Origin of the sequence: Planococcus beijingensis, assembly GCF_016820615.1 — a bacterium.
Taxonomy (GTDB): domain Bacteria; phylum Bacillota; class Bacilli; order Bacillales_A; family Planococcaceae; genus Planococcus; species Planococcus notacanthi.
The window spans coordinates 90,906-112,309 of sequence record NZ_JADHDZ010000008.1 but is presented as its reverse complement, the minus strand read 5'-3'; the positions used below and the strand labels follow the sequence as shown (position 1 = coordinate 112,309).

Here is a 21,404-nt window from a genome sequence, read left to right as displayed (position 1 = left end):
AAATCCTGCCCCCGCAACCAAATGGTCCCGTGGTGTAGCGGTTAACATGCCTGCCTGTCACGCAGGAGATCGCCGGTTCGATCCCGGTCGGGACCGCCATTTTTATCTGAATTTGTGGGTCAGTAGCTCAGTCGGTAGAGCATTAGATTGAAGCTCTAAGTGTCGGCGGTTCGATTCCGTCCTGACCCACCATTTTTTGCGGGTGTAGTTTAGTGGTAAAACCTCAGCCTTCCAAGCTGATGATGAGGGTTCGATTCCCTTCACCCGCTCCATTTTATATACATATGGGCCTATAGCTCAGCTGGTTAGAGCGCACGCCTGATAAGCGTGAGGTCGATGGTTCGAGTCCATTTAGGCCCACCATTCCGAAGTAGCTCAGTGGTAGAGCACCGCACTGTTAATGCGATGGTCGTAGGTTCGAGTCCTACCTTCGGAGCCATACTGGGGAAGTACTCAAGTGGCTGAAGAGGCGCCCCTGCTAAGGGTGTAGGTCGGGCAACCGGCGCGAGGGTTCAAATCCCTCCTTCTCCGCCAGTATATGGCCCCTTGGTCAAGCGGTTAAGACACCGCCCTTTCACGGCGGTAACACGGGTTCGAATCCCGTAGGGGTCATCATAAAAAAAGTGTCATGCATTCAGTTGCATGACACTTTTTTTCTTTTGTCCAGAAATGTAGCTGTGGACCGTCATCCCAAGCATGACGAGTACAATGCCGCACCAGGATAATGCAGAAGGCCATGCAATTGACAAGAAAAGGATTTCCCCTATTAAGGCAAATACAACTTCCATAGATTGGGTAGCTTCCACTGCGGCCAGTTTTTGCATATTCCCTCTGACCAGATCCGTTGCTTTAAAAAACAGTACGGTGGCAATGACTCCTGAACTGATTGCCACGACCAGCGTTTGAATGCTTTGCGATCCCGTCGGTCCACCAACTGTAAACAAGCCATAGAGTGACAGCAAAAACCAAAAAGGAAGGCTCGCTAATGCCATTCCCAGTACTCTTTGATAAGCGTCCAGTCTGCCATCGCACACTTCCATCATCTTTCTATTTCCTAATGGATAGGCAAAAGCAGCGAGTATAACAGGAAGAAAACCGAACCATATTGAAGCTGAGGAAACAGAAGCTATGTGTTCCAACTGCATCAGGCTGACACCGGCCACGATGATAAGTGATACCAGCAATCCCTTAATGGGGATTTGGCCTCTGACTTGAAGGGGCCCTTTATTTGTATGTAGAGTAATTAGAAAAAGTGGAGCCAGCAGCGTACCTGCTATTATGGTGATTTGCCATGTACCGGCTATTAACCATCCCGGGGAATAGGCAGCGGCAAAACACAGTGGGGCATAGAACAACCCAAATCCGACAAAACTCCAGAGCGCCCATGCTCTTTTATTTTTGTTCATTTCCAGCAGCAATTGTTTCAAATTGTTTCGCATAAGAACAATCACCAACAAAAAAGGAACCATAAAAATAAAGCGGAGAGAAGCACTCCAAATCCAACTGCCTCCGCCGGCTTCCATGATGGCGTTCAATACAAACGTAAAGGCGAAGAAAAATGCGGCGCAAATGCCGATAATGACAGGTTTCAGCTTCTTCCCCTCCAAACTAGAATCTCCTGAATTATCTATCTACTATATCGTATGGCTATCGATTTTTCAAAGTATAATTTAAATACAAAAAGGGATCTCCGAAGAAATCCCTTTTGAGCATTCTATTATAGTAGGTAGTCAATCAATAAACCGATGCCCAGCAAAAATGCGAAAAATGTATTTGTTTTACCTGTATCCTTCATAGCCGGCATTACTTGTAACGGTTCCGTATAGCGTTTAAAGATCTGCACAACTTTAACCGGTTTGAGGATGCTCAGAAAAACCAGCAAAGCCCAAGGTGTCAATGTCCCTGAAATAACTAGGATGACAATCCATGCATAAGCAATAATAAAGAAAAACATCAGAATATTGACTGCTGCCGGTCTTCTTACTAAAATCGCCAGCGTCTTGCGGCCGCTTTCTTCATCTCCCACAATGTCACGGATATTATTGGACATCATGATAGCTGCCACCAACAAAGTACTCGGAACAGCAAGCAAAGATGCTTCCAGAGTCACGGTGCCTGTTTGAATATAGAAGGCGATGATGACGATCAAGTAGCCCATGACGACTCCGGAAAAGAGTTCTCCGAAAGGGGTATAGGCAATCGGATAAGGTCCGCCTGTATAAAGGTAGCCGATCATCATTGCCACTCCGCCTACGACTAATAGCCACCAAGTAGTCTGTGAACAAATATAGATTCCGATTGCACCGGCAATCACGTAAAGCAACAATGCCAACATCAGAACGGTTTTGGGTTTGACGCCGTTCCGTACGATGGCGCCGCCGATGCCGACAGATTTCTCGTTATCTAAGCCTCGGGCGAAATCGTAATACTCATTGAACATATTCGTAGCTGCCTGAATCAATAAACTTGCGATCAGCATAGCTGAAAATAAAGTCCAGTTGATCGTAGAATAATGCAAAGCAATCATCGTTCCCAGAAAAACGGGAGCAAAGGAAGCGGTTAAGGTGTGGGGACGGGTTAATTGCCACCAGACGCGCCATCCGCTGTCTGCCTGTAGTGAATGTGTCATGTATATCTCTCCTTTAATTCTTTCCACTCTTCATTGTACTTCAAAATAGAGGCAAATACAGCATATGATGTGCTGATTTTAGCAGAAAAGAGTATGATAGAGGGTAGAGATTAAAAAGTAGAATACTGAATGAAATAAACTAAACTATTGTTTAAAACGGAGGTAATCAGGTGAATTCAGAATCGTATTCATCGACCCAGCAATTTGCGGAAAGCCGTTACGAAGGCTACCGCTTTTATACGGAAACAATCGAAGTAACCCGCATGTCCGCATTAGCTTTTTTTGAAGCGGGCAGAGACGGCCATGCAGGAAAGCGCATGTATTGGCAAAATCGTGAAAAAACCTTTACGCTTGTTGGCCTCGGGCATGCCCACGTTTTGACATCAGATGCGGCACAAGGCCGGTTTCAGAATATCAAAGTTGATTGGAAGAGCTTATGCCGGCAAATCGTCAATGAAGAGCATGCTGTACAACCAGTGCTGTTTGGTGGATTTTCATTTGACCCATTAAACGATAAGGAAAGTGAATGGACAAATTTCCCGCAAGCTTATTTTGCTGTGCCGACTTTCCAGCTTATTTTAAAAGGCGAGCAGGCTTACGTCAGCATCCATCTGATCACTGAACAACAAGAGAGCTTTGCCGAATTTGAGGCATTGCGCAAAGAACGCGACAAATTGATTCATGCAGCTCAAGTATCCGAAGTGGACAAATACGATAAGCCACAGGCAATTGGCCATCTGGAATTGAGAAAAGAGGAATACCTGCATTCCATTCAACAAGTCACCGACACCATCAAAGCTGAAGAGGTGGAGAAAGTCGTTATCGCACGTGCTTTGAAGCTGGAGTTCGATGAAAAACTTTCGCCGACGGCTGCCTTGTACCAGGTATCCAACGAACAACCCGAAAGTTTCCTCTTCGGGCTTGAAGCAGAAGAGCAGTTTTTCTTTGGGGCCACACCGGAACGACTAGTGAAAGTGGAAGACAAAAAAGCACTTTCCACTTGTTTGGCGGGCTCTACACCTCGCGGGAAAACTGTCGAGAAAGATACGGAACTGGGAAATGCTTTGCTGGCAGATCCCAAAAACCGTGGAGAACACCAATACGTGGTCAATATGATTTCTGAGGTTTTTGAAGCTTATTGCAGTCAGGCAAGTGTTCCTAAACTGCCGAAATTAATGAAAATCAGAGATATCCAGCACTTATATACACCGGTGGAAGGCAATTTAAATCCAGGTGCTACTTTGTTTGATTTGGTGGAAGCCCTCCACCCGACGCCAGCACTTGGTGGAGAGCCTAAACTGGAAGCTATGGAGATGATCCGGGAGTATGAGGCATTGAACCGCGGCTATTATGCAGCGCCGGTCGGTTGGATTGACGCTAAAGGAGATGGTGAATTCGCTGTTGCCATCCGTTCGGCTTTATTGGATGGAAAAGAAGCTTATTTATATGCGGGAGGCGGAATTGTAGCCGATTCCACACCGCAATCAGAGTATGACGAGACATGGGTTAAATTCAGACCGATGCTTCGGGCATTGGGAGGTCAATTGAGTGACGAGTCGTGAATCATTAACAGAGTACGTATCCGCATTTACCCATTCGCTGGTCGAGCAGGGAGTGACGGACGCGGTTATCAGTCCGGGATCCCGTTCAACGCCGCTTGCCTATGCCTGTATGAAGCAGGAAGGGATGACAGTATACCGACAGATTGATGAACGTTCAGCAGCTTATTTTGCACTGGGCATGGCGAAGGCTTCCGGCAAACCGGTGATGTTGTTATGTACATCCGGAACGGCGGCAGCAAATTATTTCCCAGCAATCGTCGAAGCTTATTATGCACGGGTCCCATTGATTGTCGTAACGGCAGATCGTCCGCATGAACTGCGGGAAGTAGGGGCTCCTCAAGCAATCAATCAAATCAATTTATTTGGTTCACATGTGAAATGGGCGACGGATCTGCCATTGCCGGAAACGGAAAACCAATTGGCGTTCCTATCCCGCCATCTGCATCGTTCTGTCCGAAATGCCAGCAGCGAACCAAAAGGCCCGGTACATATCAATGTGCCTTTCCGCGAACCATTGCGTATTGATTTCGAACAGGTGTATGAAAGCCTTGGTGAAATTGCTCATTTTGGCGGTGGGATATCATTAAGTGCTGATAGCCAGGCATTTCTGCAGGACCTTGTGAAAAAAGAAAAAGGCTTGCTGATTGTCGGCGAAATGACTGCACCGATGCCGGAGGAATTCTGGGGTTTTATTCGAAATCTCGATTGGCCGGTATTGGCGGATCCGCTGTCGAATCTGCGGGGCAATGTGCCTGCGGAAGCGCAACACCTAATTATCGACTCTTACGACGCTTTGTTGAAAAGTGAAGCATTTAAAGAAGACATGGTGCCTGAAGTGGTCATCCGCGTCGGACCGCAGCCGGTTTCAAAGCCGTTGACTTTGTTCTTGGCTGCAGCAAAACCGGAAAAGTACATCGTCTTTGACGAAAGCCCCATGTTGCGGGATGCCCAATCCGTGGTGACGCACCATATCCAGGCATCGGCGAATAGTTTATGGAAAATGCCTATGGACACTGGAAATGCCAACTCTTACCGTGAAAAATGGACAGCAGCATCCGCCCTTTACTGGGAAGTTGTCAGCCGCCATTGCCAGGAAGAATTGGATGAAGGTGTCTTGGCGAAACTGTTTTTTGACAGATTGGAAGCTTGCGATCTGATTGTCGGCAGCAGCATGCCAATCCGTGACGTCGATACGTTTTTTAAAGCGACAGAGCGGGATGTGATGGTGTATGCAAATCGGGGAGCAAACGGCATTGACGGCGTGGTCTCAACAGCATTCGGGGTTCAGGCTGCGAAACAGCGGCCGGCTTATCTATTTATCGGCGATTTGTCATTTCTGCATGATATGAATGGGCTGATTGCGTCCAAAATGCAGGAAACGGATTTGACCATTGTCATCATGAACAACGATGGCGGCGGCATCTTCTCCTATTTGCCTCAGTCTCAGGAAGAACGCCATTTTGAAGAATTGTTCGGAACCCCGACAGGACTGACTTTTAGTGATGCGGCGAAAATGTACGATGCACAGTATGCAGCGGTGGAAACGGCTGAGCAATTGGCAAAAGCATTGGACCAGCCGAAAAATAAAGCCGTAAAAATCATTGAAGTGTTTACAGACCGACAGCACAATGTTGTGACGCACCGCAAATTATGGAGCCGCTTTAATGAGGAGCTGGCAACGCAATGAAACTGGACGTTAATGGAGTAAGCTACCATGTGGAAATAATCAATGCCGACAAACAGGAAACGATTGTCTTTTTGCATGGCTTTACCGGCAGTACAAAAAGCTGGCAGCCGGTCATTGAAAAATGGAGCGGCGTGAAAATCGTTCTGATTGACTTGATTGGCCACGGCGAAACGGATTGTCCGGAAGATTTGGAGCATTATCGAATGCAACGGCAGGTGGAAGACCTGGATGTGTTGTTCGCCCAATTGGGTTTGGAAGGATTGACGCTTGTCGGCTATTCAATGGGCGGGCGCACGGCACTTGCTTATGCCTGCAATTTTCCGGAACGCCTTAAAGGATTGGTATTGGAAAGTGCGTCTCCCGGGCTTCGGACTGATGAAGAACAGCAAGAACGCCAGACCCGTGATGAAGGACTGGCGCAGCGGATTGCTGGCGGTGGAATAACGAATTTTGTTGACCGTTGGGAAAACATTCCGTTGTTCAACAGCCAGAAATCCCTCTCTCAGCCGGTAAAACAAGCTATCCGGGAAGAAAGGTTGGCACAGAATCCCATTGGCCTTGCAAACAGCCTGAACGGCATGGGTACAGGTACGCAGGAATCCTATTGGGAGCACCTGAAAGACTTAGAAATACCGGTTTTATTGGTGACAGGGCAATTGGATGGGAAGTTTAGAGCAATCGCCGAAGAGATGGCTGAGCTGATGCCGAACGCTGTTCATAAAACTATTGAAGGCGGGCATGCAATACATGTGGAAAAACCTGCTGAATTTGCTACAATAGTAAGGGAGTATTCAAGTTTGAACTATCAAGGAGGAAAATCATGACACGCGAGTGGATTACAGAACGTACATATGAAGATATTAAGTATGAAATTTTTAATGGTATTGCTAAAATTACCATCAACCGTCCGGAAGTGCGCAATGCATTCCGTCCAAAAACGGTTCACGAATTGATCGATGCATTTTCACGTGCACGCGATAATTCAGATGTCGGCGTCATCATTTTGACAGGAGAAGGCGAAAAAGCTTTCTGTTCAGGTGGAGACCAATCCGTACGCGGACATGGCGGCTATGTTGGGGAAGATGAAATTCCGCGTTTGAACGTCCTGGACCTTCAGCGTTTGATCCGTGTAATTCCAAAACCGGTCATCGCAATGGTTGCAGGATATGCAATCGGCGGCGGACATGTCCTTCACGTAGTATGTGACTTGACGATCGCAGCTGATAACGCACGTTTCGGCCAAACTGGCCCGCGCGTTGGTTCATTTGATGCCGGCTATGGTTCGGGTTACTTGGCACGCATCATCGGACACAAGAAAGCACGCGAAATCTGGTACTTATGCCGTCAATACGATGCGCAGGAAGCATTGGATATGGGCTTAGTCAACACAGTGGTTCCTCTGGACCAGCTGGAAGACGAGACCGTTCAATGGTGCCAGGAAATGCTTGAGATGAGCCCAACTGCTCTTCGTTTCGTTAAAGCAGCAATGAATGCAGATACAGATGGCCTTGCTGGATTGCAGCAGATGGCTGGAGACGCGACATTGTTGTACTACACAACGGATGAAGCAAAAGAAGGCCGCGATGCGTTCAAAGAAAAACGCAAACCGGACTTTGGCCAATTCCCACGTTTCCCTTGATCACCGAATAATTGAAAGCTGTCCTCTCAGGGGACAGCTTTTTTTGAAGAAAGGATTTTTTAAAATGACGTATCCGAACTGGTTGAGCCAGCGGAGTTATTTGAGCGGAGACCGGATGGCCTTGTCGTTCCAGGAACAGCAATGGACATTTTCAGAAATCAATGATTTGGCGCTTGTTTATGCCGGTAAACTGTCAGCAGTTGGCGTTAAAGCGGATTCACGTGTGGCCATCCTGGCCAAGTCTAATCCTGATTTTGTTTTTGTCATGTATGGCTGCCTTCATTTAGGCTGCGAGATGGTCATGCTGAATGAGCGTTTGGCGAAAGCTGAACTGGCCTATCAAATTGAAGATGCCCAGGTAAATAATGTATTGGTGGCTGATGTCCTGAAGGAGAAAATAGACGCAGCCAATGTGATTTTGTTCAGCCAATTAGATGAAACGGAACCGGCAGCATTCGAACCGCAAAAACAATGGCAACAGGACCGCACCATTTCCATCATGTACACATCAGGCACCACTGGAAACCCAAAAGGTGTCCGGCAAACAGCTGAGAATCATTTCTCCAGTGCTGTTTCATCGGCGCTTAATATTGGAATTGCTCCTGAGGATGTTTGGCTTTGTTCAGTGCCGTTGTTCCATATCAGCGGTTTTTCGATTCTTATGAGATCTCTGATTTACGGCATGGGAGTACGGTTGTATGAAAAATTCGACGCCGAGCGCAGTGCAGAGGAAATCTGCAACGGAACGGTGACGTACATGTCTATGGTCGGTGTCATGCTGGAACGCGTTCTGGCAAATGTGGAAGAAGCTAAAATGTCCGCTTCTCCTCGTTTCAAAGCCATCCTTGCAGGAGGAGGGCCCATTCCGGTCGCCTATATTAATCGCGCCGAGAAATTTGGAATTCCGGTGCTGCAGACATACGGCATGACGGAAACGTCTTCTCAGACCACCACTTTGCAATCAGCGGATGCTGAACGGAAAGTCGGTTCTTCCGGCAAGCCACTGTTTTTATATCAGGTAAAAATAGATGGAGCAAAAGAACCGGGAGAAAGAGGGGAAATCCTTATCCATGGCCCTCAAGTCACACCGGGGTATATCGGTAAGTTTTCAGATCGGAAAGTTCAGGGAGACGGCTGGCTCCATACCGGGGACATCGGCTATTTAGATGAGGAAGGGTTTTTATTCGTCGTGGATCGCCGTTCTGACCTGATTGTTTCAGGTGGGGAAAATGTCTATCCTGCTGAAATTGAAAAAGTGCTGCTGGCTCATCCTGCTGTCCGTGAAGCCGGTGTATGCGGTGGACCGAGTGAAAAATGGGGGGAAGTTCCCGTAGCGTTCGTCGTGTTGAACAAAGAGGCGACGGCGGATGAGCTGTTGGCGTATTGCCGCGAACAGGTTGCTTCCTATAAAGTGCCGAAGCAGCTGCTGTTTGTTGAGGAGCTGCCCCGCAATGCCTCCAACAAGCTGCTGAGAAGAGAGCTGAGAACATGGCTGTAACCATCCGGAACATCCAATTGGAGACGGTGCGGCAACCGCTGCGGAAACCGTTTAAAACGGTGCTGCAGCAAGTGGACGAGCGTGAAGTGATCATTGTTGCGGTGACCGGTGATAAAGGGCATGTCGGCTACGGGGAATGCGTGGCTTTCGAAACGCCCTGGTATACAGAAGAGACGATTACAGGCTGCCGTTTTGTATTGGAGCATTCGTTGCTGCCGCTTCTTGCCGGTAAAACCATCGGCCATCCGAGCGAAGTTTGGGAGTTGTTCAAAACGCTCAAAGGCAACCGGATGGCTAAAGCGGCGGTTGAAATGGCGGTATGGGATTTGTTCGCCAAAGTGGACCAACAACCATTGTGGAAGTTTCTGGGAGGTTCCCGGCAAGCGATTCCAGCAGGCGTGGTTGTAGCTGCGGACCCTTCAAAAATAGCAGAGCAGGTGGCACAGGCTGTGAACTCCGGTTACCGGCGAATAAAAATAAAGATACACCCTGAAACAGATCGTACTTTAATGAAAACGATTGTTGCCGCCTACCCGGAACTCCTGTTTTTTGCAGATGCCAATGGCAGTTTCCAGACACACAGTGTTGAACGATTGAAAACATTCGACGATATCGGCTTTACGCTGATTGAACAGCCTTTTGGCGAACGGCAATGGGAGTTGCATGCACAGGCGAAAAAAGAGCTCGACACGAAGATCTGTTTGGATGAAAGCATTGCCTCTGTGGAAGATATGCAGGAAATGATTGACCGGGAAGCCGGCGACATTATCGTTTTGAAAATGAGCCGGCTTGGAGGATGGACAGAAACATTAAAGGTGATCGAACTGTGCCGGACCCATTCCATCGGCACCTGGGTCGGGGGAATGATTGAATTCGGCGTTTCCAAAGCCCATAATCTGGCTTTGGCATCGTTGCCGGGAATCATCTACCCTGGTGATTTTTCAGCTTCCGGACATTTCTGGGAGAAAGATATCATCGAGCCTGAAATCACAGTAGAAAATGGCGAAATCGTTTTGAGCGATCAACCGGGAATCGGTTATACAGTGGTCTGAATCAATTATGGTTCAGACCTTTTTTATCAGATGGAATTTTTGTTTGCAGTTGGGAAATAATATGAGACAATGAATAAAAATTAACAGTAATGAATAATTAGCGGTTGTAATCATTCTTTTAAAGATCTGAGGAAAGAAGCCAGGGAGGTGCATCCATGTTTTTGAATCGAATCAGTTTATTGAAAGAAGAAATCGACGATTATGGAAAGTATCCTTTTACTGTTCCTTCGATCGGCACTATGGATCAACTGGATTTGAGCAATCCAATTACTTTTTTTGTAGGGGAGAATGGCTCGGGCAAGTCTACATTGCTCGAGGCCATTGCGGATAAATGTGGTTTTAACACAGCTGGAGGAGGCCGCAATAACACCTATGAAGTCCATGCTGCTGAATCGGCATTAGGCGACTATATCCGTCTTTCCTGGATGCCGAAAGTCACGAATGGGTTCTTTATGCGTGCGGAATCGTTTTACAACTTTGCCACACATCTTGAAGAAATCGACGGAGATGGTTTCCAATCGTATGGAGGCCGTTCCTTGCACGAGCAATCACATGGTGAGTCGTTCTTGTCTTTGTTCTTGAACCGTTTTAATGGGCGTGCCTTGTATTTGCTGGATGAGCCGGAGGCGGCATTGTCTCCTCAGCGCCAATTGACGTTTCTGCGGATATTGAAGGATTTGACTGATGAGGAAAATTGCCAGTTTATCATCGCGACCCATTCGCCTATTCTTCTTGGCTATCCGGATGCCAAAATCCTGAGCTTTGATGGTGGTTCCATTGAAGAGATCGATTATGAAATGACCGACCATTACCGGATCACTAAATATTTTCTGGACCATAGGGAAAATTTTTTGAAAGAGATTTTGGAGGATTGACAAGCCGCCATACTATGGAAGAAAATGAGAATCATTAATATATACAAAAGGTGGGGTGGATGTGACAAATTCGGAGAGAGCGGCCATAAAAAGTTTAGCTGTCGGTATGCCGGAAAAGATGGTGTATGGAGACGGCAAAATAATGGAAACGGCTATACGAAAAAAACAGGTGGAAGAAGTATATTTAACCAAAGATGGTTTCGAGGGAGATGGTGTGGCGGACCTGAAGCACCATGGAGGTCCGGAACGCGCTGTCTGCATTTATCCTTATGAACATTATAATCACTGGAACAACCACTTCGGCACACAATTGCCCCACGCTGCTTTTGGAGAAAACCTGTCTGTAACGAATATGCTGGAGCAGGATATCTGCATTGGCGATATTTTTCAGGTGGGAGAAGCCATCATTCAAGTGACGCAGGGGAGAGTTCCTTGCCATACAATCGACAAGCGGCTCAATATGAAGCCGCTGCTGAAAGACATGGTGAAGACAGGCTATACGGGATTTTTATGCCGAGTCCTGGAAGAAGGGACAATCAGAGCCGATTCGACCATCCGTTTAGTATCGAAAGATCCTCAACAAGTCTCAGTTCTCTATGCCAATGAAATCAATTTCCATCGCCCGAAAGATATAGATGGCATCGTCAAAGTGCTTGAAGCGGAAGAGCTTGCAGATGAATGGCGGCAATTTCTGACAAAGCGGTTGATTAAGCTGACCTCTGGAAAGTAGCATACCTTTTCTTTGCCATCAAAAAGCACGGCAGCTGAAATTTCGCTGCCGTGCTTTTTGATGGATCGGTGTACCTTTTTATTTCAGAATTGTTTCCAGTACCTGCAGATTTTTTTCCATTAAGGTGAAGTAAGTTTCTTCATTGTCGATATTCTCCTGTGTCAATACACCGAGATTATGCATTTGAATCGCTTCTGCGCCTACTTCGTTTTGAATGACTTCCGTCAAATTGGAAGAAACATTTTGTTCGAAGACAATGTACTGAACGTCTTTTTCTTTCGCCAAATCGACGATTTTGGTCAACTCTTTTTGCGATGGTTCATCCTGGCTGTTCAATCCTGCAATCGCAACTTGTTCAAAGCCATAAGGTTCAGAAAGGTAGCTGAAAGCCGCGTGAGAGACGAAGAAAGTATCTTTGCTGACACGTTCAGACAAAGCCTCGAATGATCGATCCAAAGTCTCTAACTCCGCAACCAGTTCTGTATAATTGCTTTCGTAAACTTCTGCATTTTCCGGATCAGCTTGTGTCAACGAAACCTTGATGGATTCCGCCAATTTCTCGCTAAGCACCGGAGACATCCAGACATGTGGGTCAGTAGAACCGTGATCATGGCCATCGTGGCTTTCCGCTTCTTCGGCATGTGCTTCTTCATGTTCTTCGTCGTGCTCTTCATCATGTTCCTCTTCTTTATGGCCGAGAGCTCCTTCCAGATCTTCATCTGAAATCTGATCGGCTGTGGCAATGAATTTGACGTTTTCATTCTGTAAAGTTTGTTTGGCGCTATCGATAAATCCTTCCAGCCCCAGACCGATTGAAAACATCAAATCAGCATCTGCCAACTTGATCATTTCTTGCTGTGTAGGTTCAAAAGTATGTTCATTTGAACCTGCTGGATAGATTGATCGGACATCGACCAAATCTCCAGCAATGCGCTCAGTGAAATAAGTCAGAGGATAAACTGTTGTGTAGACCTGCAGCTTTTCCGGATCTCCATCCACGCTTTGTGCTTCTTCACTTGTCTTTCCGCAAGCTGCCAATAACAAAATCAAGGATACCAATAATAGAATCTTTTTCATGTTCAACCTCCAAAATGTAATGATTACGTTTTAATGACTATTTGAATATTACAGGAAGCTCTTTAAAAACACAAGAAAAACCACCAATTATTTTTTTGGTGGCCATTCTTCCGGGACAAAATCAATCCCGCCTTTATGGAAAGGGTGACAGCTCAAAATGCGTTTTGCTGCCAAATATCCGCCTTTCAATGCGCCATGCTTCTCGACCGCTTCGATGCCGTAATGGGAACAGGTCGGATAGAAACGGCAGCTTGGTGGAGACAATGGCGAGATGAACCGCTGGTAGAAGCGGAAAATCTTCAGTAAAACCGTCTTCATGATTGTTCAGCTCTTTTCGGGTAAGTTCTTCACATGTTTATTGTAGGGGCATAAGAGGTATAAATAAAGTATAAGAACTTATCAAACTAATTGGAGTGTGATTGGAAATGTCAAACGAATTAAACCACGAATTAAACGTACAGGTGGCTACATGGTCTGTAGCTTATACAAAATTACATAATTTTCATTGGTACGTTAAAGGGCCTTCGTTCTTCACTCTGCATGTAAAATTTGAAGAATTGTATAACGAAGCAACCCTTCATATGGATGAAATCGCTGAGCGCTTGTTGGCATTGGGCGGAAAACCGGTCGCTACAATGAAAGAGCAGCTTGAGCTGTCCGTTATTGAAGAAGCAAACAAAAAAGAAACAGCCGAAGAAATGGTTGATACCGTTGTCAGCGACTACGACAAAATCATGAAATCTTTGAAAAAAGGCATGGAATTGGCGGCTGAAGACGGCGATGACATGACAGAAGATATGCTGAATGCTATTCACCAGAACCTCGAAAAACATTCTTGGATGTTATCAGCATTCCTGGGTGAAAAGAAGTAAAATAGAACTATACAAGCGTACACTGAATTCTAGTGTACGCTTTTCCTATGGCATCGGGGTGAAAAAATGCAGTATACAGATTTAAACGGTTATTTATGTCAATTATCATTCAAAGAAAACAGCTTTTTAATTGAGAGCAGGCATGTGTTGGTGATCAGCCGTTACAAAGGGCAATGGCTATTGACACGGCATAATGAGCGCGGACTGGAATTTCCCGGAGGCAAAGTAGAAGCGGGTGAAAGTTTACAGGAGGCGGCGATAAGGGAAGTTTATGAAGAAACGGGCGCTCATCTGAAGGACCTAGAATGGTTTGCAGAATACGTGGTTTTTTCGGAAATTCCTTTTTGCAAAACTGTCTTTACAGCGAGGATCGAAAAAGTCGATCCGATTCCGCTCCTTGAAACGCAAGGAATCGTTTTGACGAAAGAGTTGGAGTTGGACGGTACTTACAGTTTTTTGATGAAAGATGAAGGAATGAAGACATTAACAGAGAAGGTGAAGCAGCTTGGAAAATGGAATGATTGATAAAAAGAAACCTTATCCATCACCGAACCCTCATGTCCGTTTGACGGAAATTGTTTATTGGTCGGAAGGATTAAGGGTAAAAGGCATGCTGGCAGAGCCTAAGGAGCCCGGAAACTATAGCGGCATTTTGTATTTAAGAGGTGGCATCCAGTCGATCGGAATGGTGCGCCCTGCTCGCATCGCCCAATTTGCGGCACAGGGCTTTGTCGTTTTTGCGCCTTATTACAGAGGCAACCGGGGTGGTCAAGGCCGTGATGAATTTGCGGGAGCAGACCGGTGGGATGCGGTCCATGCAGTCGATGTCCTGAAGCACTACAGCAACGAAAACGTGCATCTGCTGGCGTTTTCAAGAGGCGGCATCATGGCTTTATGGACGGCAATTCTTCGCCAGGATATTGCATCTGTCGTTACGTGGGCGGGTGTAACAGATACAGTACTGACATATAAAGAACGGCCGGACATGCGGCGCATGATGAAACGGCTCTATGGCGGGACGCCCAACACTGCATTGGCTGAATACGAAGAACGCAATCCATTGTTGCGGATCGAGGAAAGTGCAGCCCCTTTTCTGATCATTCATGGCTTGAAGGATGAAAACGTCTATCCGGCTCAAGCTTTTCTGTTGGAAGAAGCATTAAAGCTGAATGGGCAGACGCACGAAACCTGGTATTTTCCGGATTACACACATTTTTTTCCGCCGGCAGCAAATCGCCAAACAGTACAAGCAGTCTGCAAGTGGATGGGTGAACAAGAAAAAAAATGATTTAACTGAATCCAAACAAAAAAACCGTTCGGATTTCTCCGAACGGTTTTTTAACATATGCTTATTTTTGAAGTGGTCCGCCGAGTGTAGTAATTTCCGGTGCGACAGTACCGAACTTTTGGAAGTTCTCTTGGAATTTCTGTGCCAATTCCGTTGCTTTCTGGTCATAAGCTTCTTTGTCTGCCCATGCATTGCGTGGGTTCAATACTTCTGTTGGCACTCCTGGTACTTCTACAGGAATCTCGAGGCCGAAGATCGCTTCTTTTTCAGTCGGTACGTTGTTCAACTCGCCTTTGATGGCAGCGCGAACCATTGTACGCGTGTAAGAAAGCTTCATGCGGCTGCCGACTCCGTAGACGCCGCCAGTCCAACCTGTGTTGACAAGGAAGACTTGAACGCCGTGCTCATCGATTTTATTGCCGAGCATTTCTGCATAGACCGTTGCGTGCAACGGCAGGAATGGTGAACCGAAGCAAGTAGAGAATGTTGCTTCAGGAGATGTAATGCCGCGTTCTGTACCAGCCAATTTTGATGTATAGCCGCTTAGGAAATGGTACATCGCCTGTTCTTTCGTCAACTTGCTGATTGGAGGCAAGACGCCGAATGCATCTGCTGTCAAGAAGACGATCGTTTTCGGATGTCCAGCAATTGAAGGGTCTACGATATTATCGATTGCCTGCATTGGGTAAGCAGCACGTGTATTTTCAGTCAATGAACCATCGTTGTAGTCAGGGATGCGTGTATCCGGATCCACTACCACGTTTTCAAGGACAGAACCAAAACGGATTGCGTCGTAGATTTGTGGTTCGTTTTCGCGTGACAAGTTGATGGTTTTGGCATAGCAGCCGCCTTCGATATTGAAGACGCCATTATCGGACCAGCCATGCTCGTCATCACCGACCAATTTACGGTCTCCATCAGCTGACAAAGTCGTTTTGCCTGTACCGGACAAGCCGAAGAACAAAGTCACATCGCCGTCTTGGCCAACGTTCGCTGAACAGTGCATAGGAAGAATGCCTTTTTCAGGCAACAAGTAGTTCATGATTGAGAAGATGGACTTCTTCATTTCGCCGGCGTATTCAGTACCCCCGATTAAAATGATGCGTTGTTCCATCGATACGATGATGAATGTTTCAGAAGCGGTCCCATCAACTGCAGGGTCTGCCATGAATGTAGGAGCATAGACTACAGTGAATTCAGCTTCATGCGTTTTCAATTCTTCAGCCGTCGGACGGATGAACAATTGGTGGGCAAACAGATTATGCCACGCGTACTCATTGATTGTTTGGATCGGTACACGAGATTCGTGGTCAGCTCCGGCGAATCCTTTGAATACGTATAGCGCATCTTTTTCTTTTAGGTGTTTGAGCACTTTAGCGTACAGGTTTTCGAACACTTCGCTGGAAATCGGACGGTTCACATTGCCCCAGTCGACTTTGTTTTTAGAACTTTCTTCTTCGACCATGTATTTGTCTTTCGGCGAGCGGCCTGTGTATTTCCCAGTCTCCGCTTTAACAGCGCCTTCCCGTGTCAAAACCGCTTCTCCGCGGGATGTTGCTGCTTCCACTAATTGTGGCACTGATAATTGAACATGTACATTTGGGCCAGTTAAAAGATCCTTCAAATCGTTTGCAAAGTTCACTGAAGTCATATATATGTACCTTCCTTTTCTGTTATTCCCATGGCGATGGGGAGGATGTATATTCGTTCATTAGTATAACACATTAGGTTCATTAGTCTATACTAATTCGCTGCAGAATTGAAAAAATATTGAAATAAGGTTCTATATTAGGGGATTGGAAAGGATGGAGGCCGTTGCTCCTTGAAAAATTCGAAGGTCATATTGTTTTAGGGATGGCGCTAACTTCCATCATAACAGGAGCTGAATGAAATCACATAATCCCAATGAGAAATTATTGCAGACTCCTGGCCGATAGGAAAAGAACTTCACGAATGTTCACTGCATAGGATGAGAACATCCAGCAATAAAATTTGAGCATTTTATTCGCCGAAATCGTTGACATCCCCGAACTATTTCCGTATGATGAAAAATTGAACGGATACTCTTATTCCGAGCTGGTGGAGGGGACAGGCCCTATGAAACCCGGCAACCTGCTGCAGCTGCAGTGATGGTGCCAAACCTGAAACAAGGCTTACAGGCCTTGGATGATAAGAGTGAAAGGTGCTTATGATGATTCTCCTTTCCTCATGACGAATGAGTGAAGGGATTTTTTTATGGAATGCCCTTAATCCTCGTGTGAAAGGCCACAGAAGGCTTGAAGTTCAATCCGGAAATTCCGGAACGGACTTGACATGGGAAACGAGTACCGTATCAATTTCGAGAGCAATCTCGCAGGATATAAGGAGGAACATTTTTTGAAAAACCGTCGATTATTTACTTCAGAATCAGTAACAGAAGGACATCCGGATAAAATCTGTGACCAAATCTCAGATGCAATTTTGGATGCTATCTTAACCGAGGATCCAAACGCACGTGTTGCGTGTGAAACGACTGTAACGACAGGACTTGTTTTAGTAGCTGGAGAAATCACTACTTCCACTTATGTGGACATTCCAAAAGTCGTTAGACAAACGGTAAGAGAAATTGGATACACACGTGCTAAATATGGTTTCGATTCAGAAACAAGTGCAGTCCTTACAGCAATCGATGAGCAATCACCGGATATCGCTGCTGGAGTAAACGTGGCACTTGAATCACGTGAAGGCCAAATGACAGATAAAGAAATGGACGATATTGGAGCAGGCGACCAAGGGTTGATGTTCGGATATGCCAACAACGAAACTGAAGAATTAATGCCATTGCCGATTTCATTGGCACATAAATTGGCGCGCCGCTTGGCTGAAGTACGCAAGGAAGAAATTCTTCCATATTTGCGCCCGGATGGCAAAACGCAGGTGACAGTTGAATATGATGAAAACAATCAACCGCTACGCGTGGACACAATTGTTATCTCTACTCAGCACCACCCGGAAGTAACGCTTGAACAGATTCAACGCAATATTAAAGAATACGTCATCAAAGAAGTCGTTCCGGCAAAATGGATCGATGAAGACACCAAATACTTTATCAATCCAACTGGGCGTTTCGTAATTGGCGGACCTCAAGGAGATGCGGGCTTGACTGGCCGCAAAATCATCGTAGATACCTACGGTGGCTATGCTCGCCATGGCGGCGGTGCTTTCTCCGGTAAAGACGCGACAAAAGTTGACCGTTCAGCAGCTTACGCAGCCCGTTATGTAGCTAAAAACATCGTTGCTGCAGGCCTTGCAGACAAATGCGAAGTGCAGTTGGCGTATGCAATCGGAGTAGCACATCCTGTGTCTATCGCTTTCGATACATTCGGCACGGGCAAAGTAGATGAAGACAAATTGGATGATTTGGTACGTGCAAACTTTGATTTGCGTCCTGCCGGCATCATCAAAATGTTGGATCTGCGCCGCCCGATCTACAAGCAGACTGCAGCTTACGGACACTTTGGCCGTACGGATGTTGATCTTCCTTGGGAACGTACTGACAAAGCAGCAATTCTTAAAGAACAAGCTGGCGTAGAAGCTGGTATTTAATTAGCACACAACAAAAAAGAACGGCCAGACAGTGATGCCTGGCCGTTCTTTTTCTGTTTTTATGAAGTGAAGCTGGTCTGCAGTTTATCAACACGTTTGCCTATCGCTTCTATCAATTCAGCCGGAAGTGGAAAATTCATAGCCGCAGGATCTGACTGGACTGCCGCTATAGTGGTCGGCAGTGAATCATCAGGAATATTGTATTTCGAAAAATCTTTCGGCAAGCCTACTTCTTCCTGCAAATCGCGGATTTTCTGTACTACTTCCTCAAGCAAATTTTGTGGAGACTTGTCACGATTGTCCACATTTAAGGCCTGCGCCAGCTGGTCGATTTTCGGCAAATACAGGGCTGGAATCATCTCGATAACATGAGGCAGGAAAACGGCATTCGCAAGTCCGTGTGGAATGCGGTATAGAGCGCCATATGCATGAGCCAGGTTGTGGACAGGAATGGCGTTCAGCGCGAAGCTGAAAGCAGTAATCCCCATAGTGCTGGCCTGCAGCATTTCCATGCGTGCTTTGACATTGCTGCCATTGTTGACTGCTTCAACAATGTTTTTTTCGAACATCCGGATGGTCTGAAGCGCGTAGGCGTCGGTAAATCCAGTTGCTGTCGGTGACGCGAGCGCTTCAATAGCATGTGTCAATGCGTCAAAGCCGGTAAAAGCCGTGATGAACGGTGGCAAGCCAATCGTTAGATCAGGATCCAAAACGGCCATATTGGCGCTGATGAAGGGGTGAATAATATTTGTTTTGACCTTTTTTTCTTCATTGTAGATTACGGCAATCGGCGATACTTCCGAACCGGTCCCGGCAGTGGTCGGAACGGCGATGTGCGGAATGGGAATAAATTGAGCTTCTGGCCAGGTATAATGTGCCAAACCGCCCGGGATCGCTTTTTTGATGTCGGTCAATCCGTGGTGTAAGGCAAACTTGATGCCTTTCACGGTATCCAAGACACTGCCGCCTCCAACAGCCAATAAAGAGTCAGCTGCCATTTCTCTTGCATACTGGATAGCGCGGTTTACAGATTCACTGCCCGCATCCTGCTGGATGTCGGTGAAGATGCCCACCAGTTGTGTGCCGGTGCCGTTTTGTGTCAGACGGAATATTTCTGCTACTTTGTCAACGATTCCGGCATCTTTCAGTCCTTTGTCGCTGAACAGCACGACCCGTTTGGCGCCAAGCCCATTTAACAGGTCTGGTATCATGGCTCTCGTATTGGAGCCGCTGTGGATGGTGGTCATCAATGCGAAATTCGAATAGGTTGTAATCAATGAGAGTCACCCCAATCTTAAAATTAGTGGTCATTTGTTCCTTCAGGAAACAGCAGTCCAAATGCAAGGCGGCGCTCAAGTTCCGGCACCATGGAAGTATGGACATGTTTTAATTGTGTATAGGCGTCCAACGAATACTTGCCCATTTCACGGCCGATGCCGCTTTGCTTATACCCGCCGAAAGGCGCATCATTCCGCAGCATATGCCAGTCATTGATCCAGATGACGCCGGCTTTAATTTTGCGGGCAACATCATAGGCTTTATTGACATCCTGGGTCCATACGCCGCCGGCAAGGCCGTAGATTGAGTCGTTGGCCATCTTAATGGCTTCGTCCACATCGTTGTAGCGGATGATTGTCAGGACCGGACCGAAGATTTCTTCCTGCGCGATAGCCATATCGTTGGTGACATCCGCAAAAATAGTCGGTTCGATAAAATAACCGTTTTCAAACCCTTCAACTACAGCTTCTTTTCCGCCGCAGACTAGCCGGGCACCTTCCTTAATGCCGGTGTCAATGTAGGAAAGAATGGTCTCTTTCTGCCGCTGTGAAATGACGGGGCCCATAGCAGTCGTTTCTTCCAATTGATTGCCGAGCTTCAGCGTTTTTGTCAGTTCGGCAAGTTTTTCGACCACGACATCATAGAGCGAGTCTGGAACAAACAGGCGAGTACCCGATTCGCATAGCTGGCCCGAATGGAGGAATACGCCGAACAGGCTGCCAGGCAAGGCGATTTCAAGATCTGCGTCTTCCAACAGAATATTAGGCGATTTGCCGCCAAGTTCAAGAGTGATATTCTTAATCGATTCGGCTGCGATTTTCATGATATTGCGCCCGACTTCAGTTGAACCGGTAAATGCGACTTTACTGACTTTCGGATGGCGGACAAGCGGTTCGCCGACTTCAGTCCCGGATCCGGCGACTACATTGATGACACCGGGAGGAACGACTTGTGAAATGATTTCAGCCAAGCGCAGAGCGGTCACCGGTGTATGGCTAGCCGGCTTTAATACGATGGTGTTGCCGGTAGCGAGAGCAGGCGCAATCTTCCAGGCAGCAATCAATAGGGGCATATTCCATGGAGTGATGGCTGCGCATACGCCGATTGGTTCCCGCCAGACAAAGTTATGGGCAGGGCCTGGAAAAAGCGGCGATGGCAATGTTTCAGTGAACGGGTAGTCCACAACAAATTTCGCCATTTGCTGGAACAGGTCGATGATGCTCATTATGTCGTTCCCTGCAATGCGTCGGACAGTTCCACCGGAAGTCAATGATTCCAAGTAGATGAGTTCATCCTTATTCAGCGCAATGGCGTCGGCAATCCGGTTAAGTGCATCGGCTCTTTCCAACGGAGTCATTTGGCTCCAACCGGAATTTTCAAAAGCGTCCAGGGCTGCTTCAACTGCCTGGTCGACTTCTGTTGCCGACCCTTTCGCAACTTTCGCCACTACTTCACCTGTAGCGGGATTATGGACGTCGAAAGTTTCGCCGCTTGAAGAAGAAACCCAAGAGCCGTTGATGAAATGTGAAAAATTTTGTACTCCAACTTGAATCGACATGACTTTACCCCCTAATTGAATTTTTCTGTAAGACAAGATATGATGAAGCTTAACTGATAAAGAGACGGAATATT

At 46.7% G+C, this 21,404-nt stretch carries 19 protein-coding genes, 7 tRNA genes and 1 riboswitch; of the genes, 19 read left to right on the top strand and 7 right to left on the bottom strand.

What is annotated here, in order from left to right:
* Positions 1–23 precede the first annotated feature (23 nt).
* The 7 genes from IRE19_RS16620 (at position 24) to IRE19_RS16590 (ending at position 612) form a co-directional block, all read left to right on the top strand.
* Positions 24–99 (top strand) — tRNA-Asp (locus IRE19_RS16620).
* Between the two features lie 17 nt (positions 100–116).
* Positions 117–192: transfer RNA gene (locus IRE19_RS16615), tRNA-Phe, on the top strand.
* A gap of 6 nt (positions 193–198) precedes the next feature.
* A tRNA-Gly gene (locus tag IRE19_RS16610) sits at positions 199–272 on the top strand.
* 14 nt (positions 273–286) lie between these two features.
* A tRNA-Ile gene (locus IRE19_RS16605) sits at positions 287–363 on the top strand.
* A gap of 1 nt (position 364) precedes the next feature.
* A tRNA-Asn gene (locus IRE19_RS16600) sits at positions 365–439 on the top strand.
* A gap of 4 nt (positions 440–443) precedes the next feature.
* Positions 444–534: transfer RNA gene (locus IRE19_RS16595), tRNA-Ser, on the top strand.
* Between the two features lie 6 nt (positions 535–540).
* Positions 541–612, top strand: a tRNA-Glu gene (locus IRE19_RS16590).
* A 14-nt stretch (positions 613–626) separates the two neighbouring features.
* On the opposite strand, the gene IRE19_RS16585 is transcribed toward IRE19_RS16590, so the two are convergent.
* On the bottom strand, positions 627–1,592 hold the full coding sequence (locus IRE19_RS16585) for a DMT family transporter (protein ID WP_203341259.1): 966 nt from the start codon (positions 1,590–1,592) through the stop codon (positions 627–629).
* A gap of 125 nt (positions 1,593–1,717) precedes the next feature.
* Complete coding sequence (locus IRE19_RS16580) at positions 1,718–2,629, bottom strand: 1,4-dihydroxy-2-naphthoate polyprenyltransferase (protein ID WP_203341250.1); 912 nt, start codon at positions 2,627–2,629, stop codon at positions 1,718–1,720.
* Positions 2,630–2,799: 170 nt separating this feature from the next.
* Here IRE19_RS16580 and IRE19_RS16575 point away from each other — a divergent pair, with 170 nt between their 5' ends.
* From IRE19_RS16575 to IRE19_RS16540, 8 genes are all read left to right on the top strand, one after another.
* A complete protein-coding gene (locus tag IRE19_RS16575) occupies positions 2,800–4,191 on the top strand; it encodes an isochorismate synthase (RefSeq protein ID WP_203341249.1) in 1,392 nt (463 codons plus the stop codon).
* The gene (menD, locus tag IRE19_RS16570) at positions 4,178–5,878 is read left to right on the top strand and encodes a 2-succinyl-5-enolpyruvyl-6-hydroxy-3-cyclohexene-1-carboxylic-acid synthase (RefSeq protein WP_203341248.1); all 1,701 of its coding nucleotides are present in this window, start codon (positions 4,178–4,180) and stop codon (positions 5,876–5,878) included. The genes IRE19_RS16575 and menD overlap by 14 nt, the downstream gene beginning before the upstream one ends.
* On the top strand, positions 5,875–6,702 hold the full coding sequence (gene menH, locus IRE19_RS16565) for a 2-succinyl-6-hydroxy-2,4-cyclohexadiene-1-carboxylate synthase (protein WP_203341247.1): 828 nt from the start codon (positions 5,875–5,877) through the stop codon (positions 6,700–6,702). Before menD ends, menH begins: the two co-directional genes overlap by 4 nt.
* Complete coding sequence (gene menB / locus IRE19_RS16560) at positions 6,699–7,517, top strand: 1,4-dihydroxy-2-naphthoyl-CoA synthase (RefSeq protein ID WP_191716657.1); 819 nt, start codon at positions 6,699–6,701, stop codon at positions 7,515–7,517. Before menH ends, menB begins: the two co-directional genes overlap by 4 nt.
* A gap of 64 nt (positions 7,518–7,581) precedes the next feature.
* Positions 7,582–9,015: an o-succinylbenzoate--CoA ligase gene (locus IRE19_RS16555; RefSeq protein WP_203341258.1), complete on the top strand. Its 1,434-nt coding sequence runs from the start codon at positions 7,582–7,584 to the stop codon at positions 9,013–9,015.
* Positions 9,006–10,067, top strand: coding sequence for an o-succinylbenzoate synthase (menC, locus tag IRE19_RS16550; protein ID WP_203341246.1), 1,062 nt, complete (start codon positions 9,006–9,008; stop codon positions 10,065–10,067). Before IRE19_RS16555 ends, menC begins: the two co-directional genes overlap by 10 nt.
* A gap of 155 nt (positions 10,068–10,222) precedes the next feature.
* Positions 10,223–10,942 (top strand): AAA family ATPase, encoded by a 720-nt coding sequence (locus IRE19_RS16545; RefSeq protein WP_203341245.1) that lies wholly within the window; start codon positions 10,223–10,225, stop codon positions 10,940–10,942.
* 61 nt (positions 10,943–11,003) lie between these two features.
* Positions 11,004–11,672: an MOSC domain-containing protein gene (locus tag IRE19_RS16540; protein WP_349291296.1), complete on the top strand. Its 669-nt coding sequence runs from the start codon at positions 11,004–11,006 to the stop codon at positions 11,670–11,672.
* A gap of 78 nt (positions 11,673–11,750) precedes the next feature.
* Here IRE19_RS16540 and IRE19_RS16535 read toward each other — a convergent pair whose 3' ends face one another.
* A complete protein-coding gene (locus IRE19_RS16535; protein ID WP_203341244.1) occupies positions 11,751–12,749 on the bottom strand; it encodes a metal ABC transporter solute-binding protein, Zn/Mn family in 999 nt (332 codons plus the stop codon).
* A gap of 87 nt (positions 12,750–12,836) precedes the next feature.
* Positions 12,837–13,067: a membrane protein insertion efficiency factor YidD gene (gene yidD, locus IRE19_RS16530; RefSeq protein WP_191716661.1), complete on the bottom strand. Its 231-nt coding sequence runs from the start codon at positions 13,065–13,067 to the stop codon at positions 12,837–12,839.
* A 107-nt stretch (positions 13,068–13,174) separates the two neighbouring features.
* On the opposite strand from yidD, the gene IRE19_RS16525 reads away from it, so the two are divergent.
* The 3 genes from IRE19_RS16525 to IRE19_RS16515 all read left to right on the top strand — a co-directional run bounded on the left by IRE19_RS16525 (position 13,175) and on the right by IRE19_RS16515 (position 14,909).
* Positions 13,175–13,621, top strand: a complete 447-nt coding sequence (locus IRE19_RS16525; RefSeq protein WP_191716662.1) for a Dps family protein — start codon at positions 13,175–13,177, stop codon at positions 13,619–13,621.
* A 150-nt stretch (positions 13,622–13,771) separates the two neighbouring features.
* Positions 13,772–14,146 (top strand): NUDIX hydrolase, encoded by a 375-nt coding sequence (locus IRE19_RS16520; RefSeq protein ID WP_349291295.1) that lies wholly within the window; start codon positions 13,772–13,774, stop codon positions 14,144–14,146.
* Positions 14,127–14,909 (top strand): alpha/beta hydrolase family protein, encoded by a 783-nt coding sequence (locus IRE19_RS16515; RefSeq protein WP_238943282.1) that lies wholly within the window; start codon positions 14,127–14,129, stop codon positions 14,907–14,909. The genes IRE19_RS16520 and IRE19_RS16515 overlap by 20 nt, the downstream gene beginning before the upstream one ends.
* A 61-nt stretch (positions 14,910–14,970) precedes the next feature.
* On the opposite strand, the gene pckA is transcribed toward IRE19_RS16515, so the two are convergent.
* Positions 14,971–16,560, bottom strand: a complete 1,590-nt coding sequence (gene pckA, locus IRE19_RS16510; protein ID WP_191716664.1) for a phosphoenolpyruvate carboxykinase (ATP) — start codon at positions 16,558–16,560, stop codon at positions 14,971–14,973.
* 412 nt (positions 16,561–16,972) lie between these two features.
* A riboswitch (SAM riboswitch) is annotated at positions 16,973–17,085 on the top strand.
* A gap of 200 nt (positions 17,086–17,285) precedes the next feature.
* Between pckA and metK the strand changes: the two genes are divergently transcribed.
* Positions 17,286–18,494, top strand: a complete 1,209-nt coding sequence (gene metK, locus IRE19_RS16505; RefSeq protein WP_203341242.1) for a methionine adenosyltransferase — start codon at positions 17,286–17,288, stop codon at positions 18,492–18,494.
* A 59-nt stretch (positions 18,495–18,553) separates the two neighbouring features.
* On the opposite strand, the gene IRE19_RS16500 is transcribed toward metK, so the two are convergent.
* Together IRE19_RS16500 and IRE19_RS16495 are read right to left on the bottom strand one after the other, a co-directional pair.
* The gene (locus IRE19_RS16500) at positions 18,554–19,771 is read right to left on the bottom strand and encodes an iron-containing alcohol dehydrogenase (RefSeq protein ID WP_238943281.1); all 1,218 of its coding nucleotides are present in this window, start codon (positions 19,769–19,771) and stop codon (positions 18,554–18,556) included.
* Between the two features lie 23 nt (positions 19,772–19,794).
* Entirely contained in the window at positions 19,795–21,330 is a 1,536-nt protein-coding gene (locus IRE19_RS16495; protein WP_203341241.1) for an aldehyde dehydrogenase family protein, read from the bottom strand.
* Positions 21,331–21,404 lie beyond the last annotated feature (74 nt).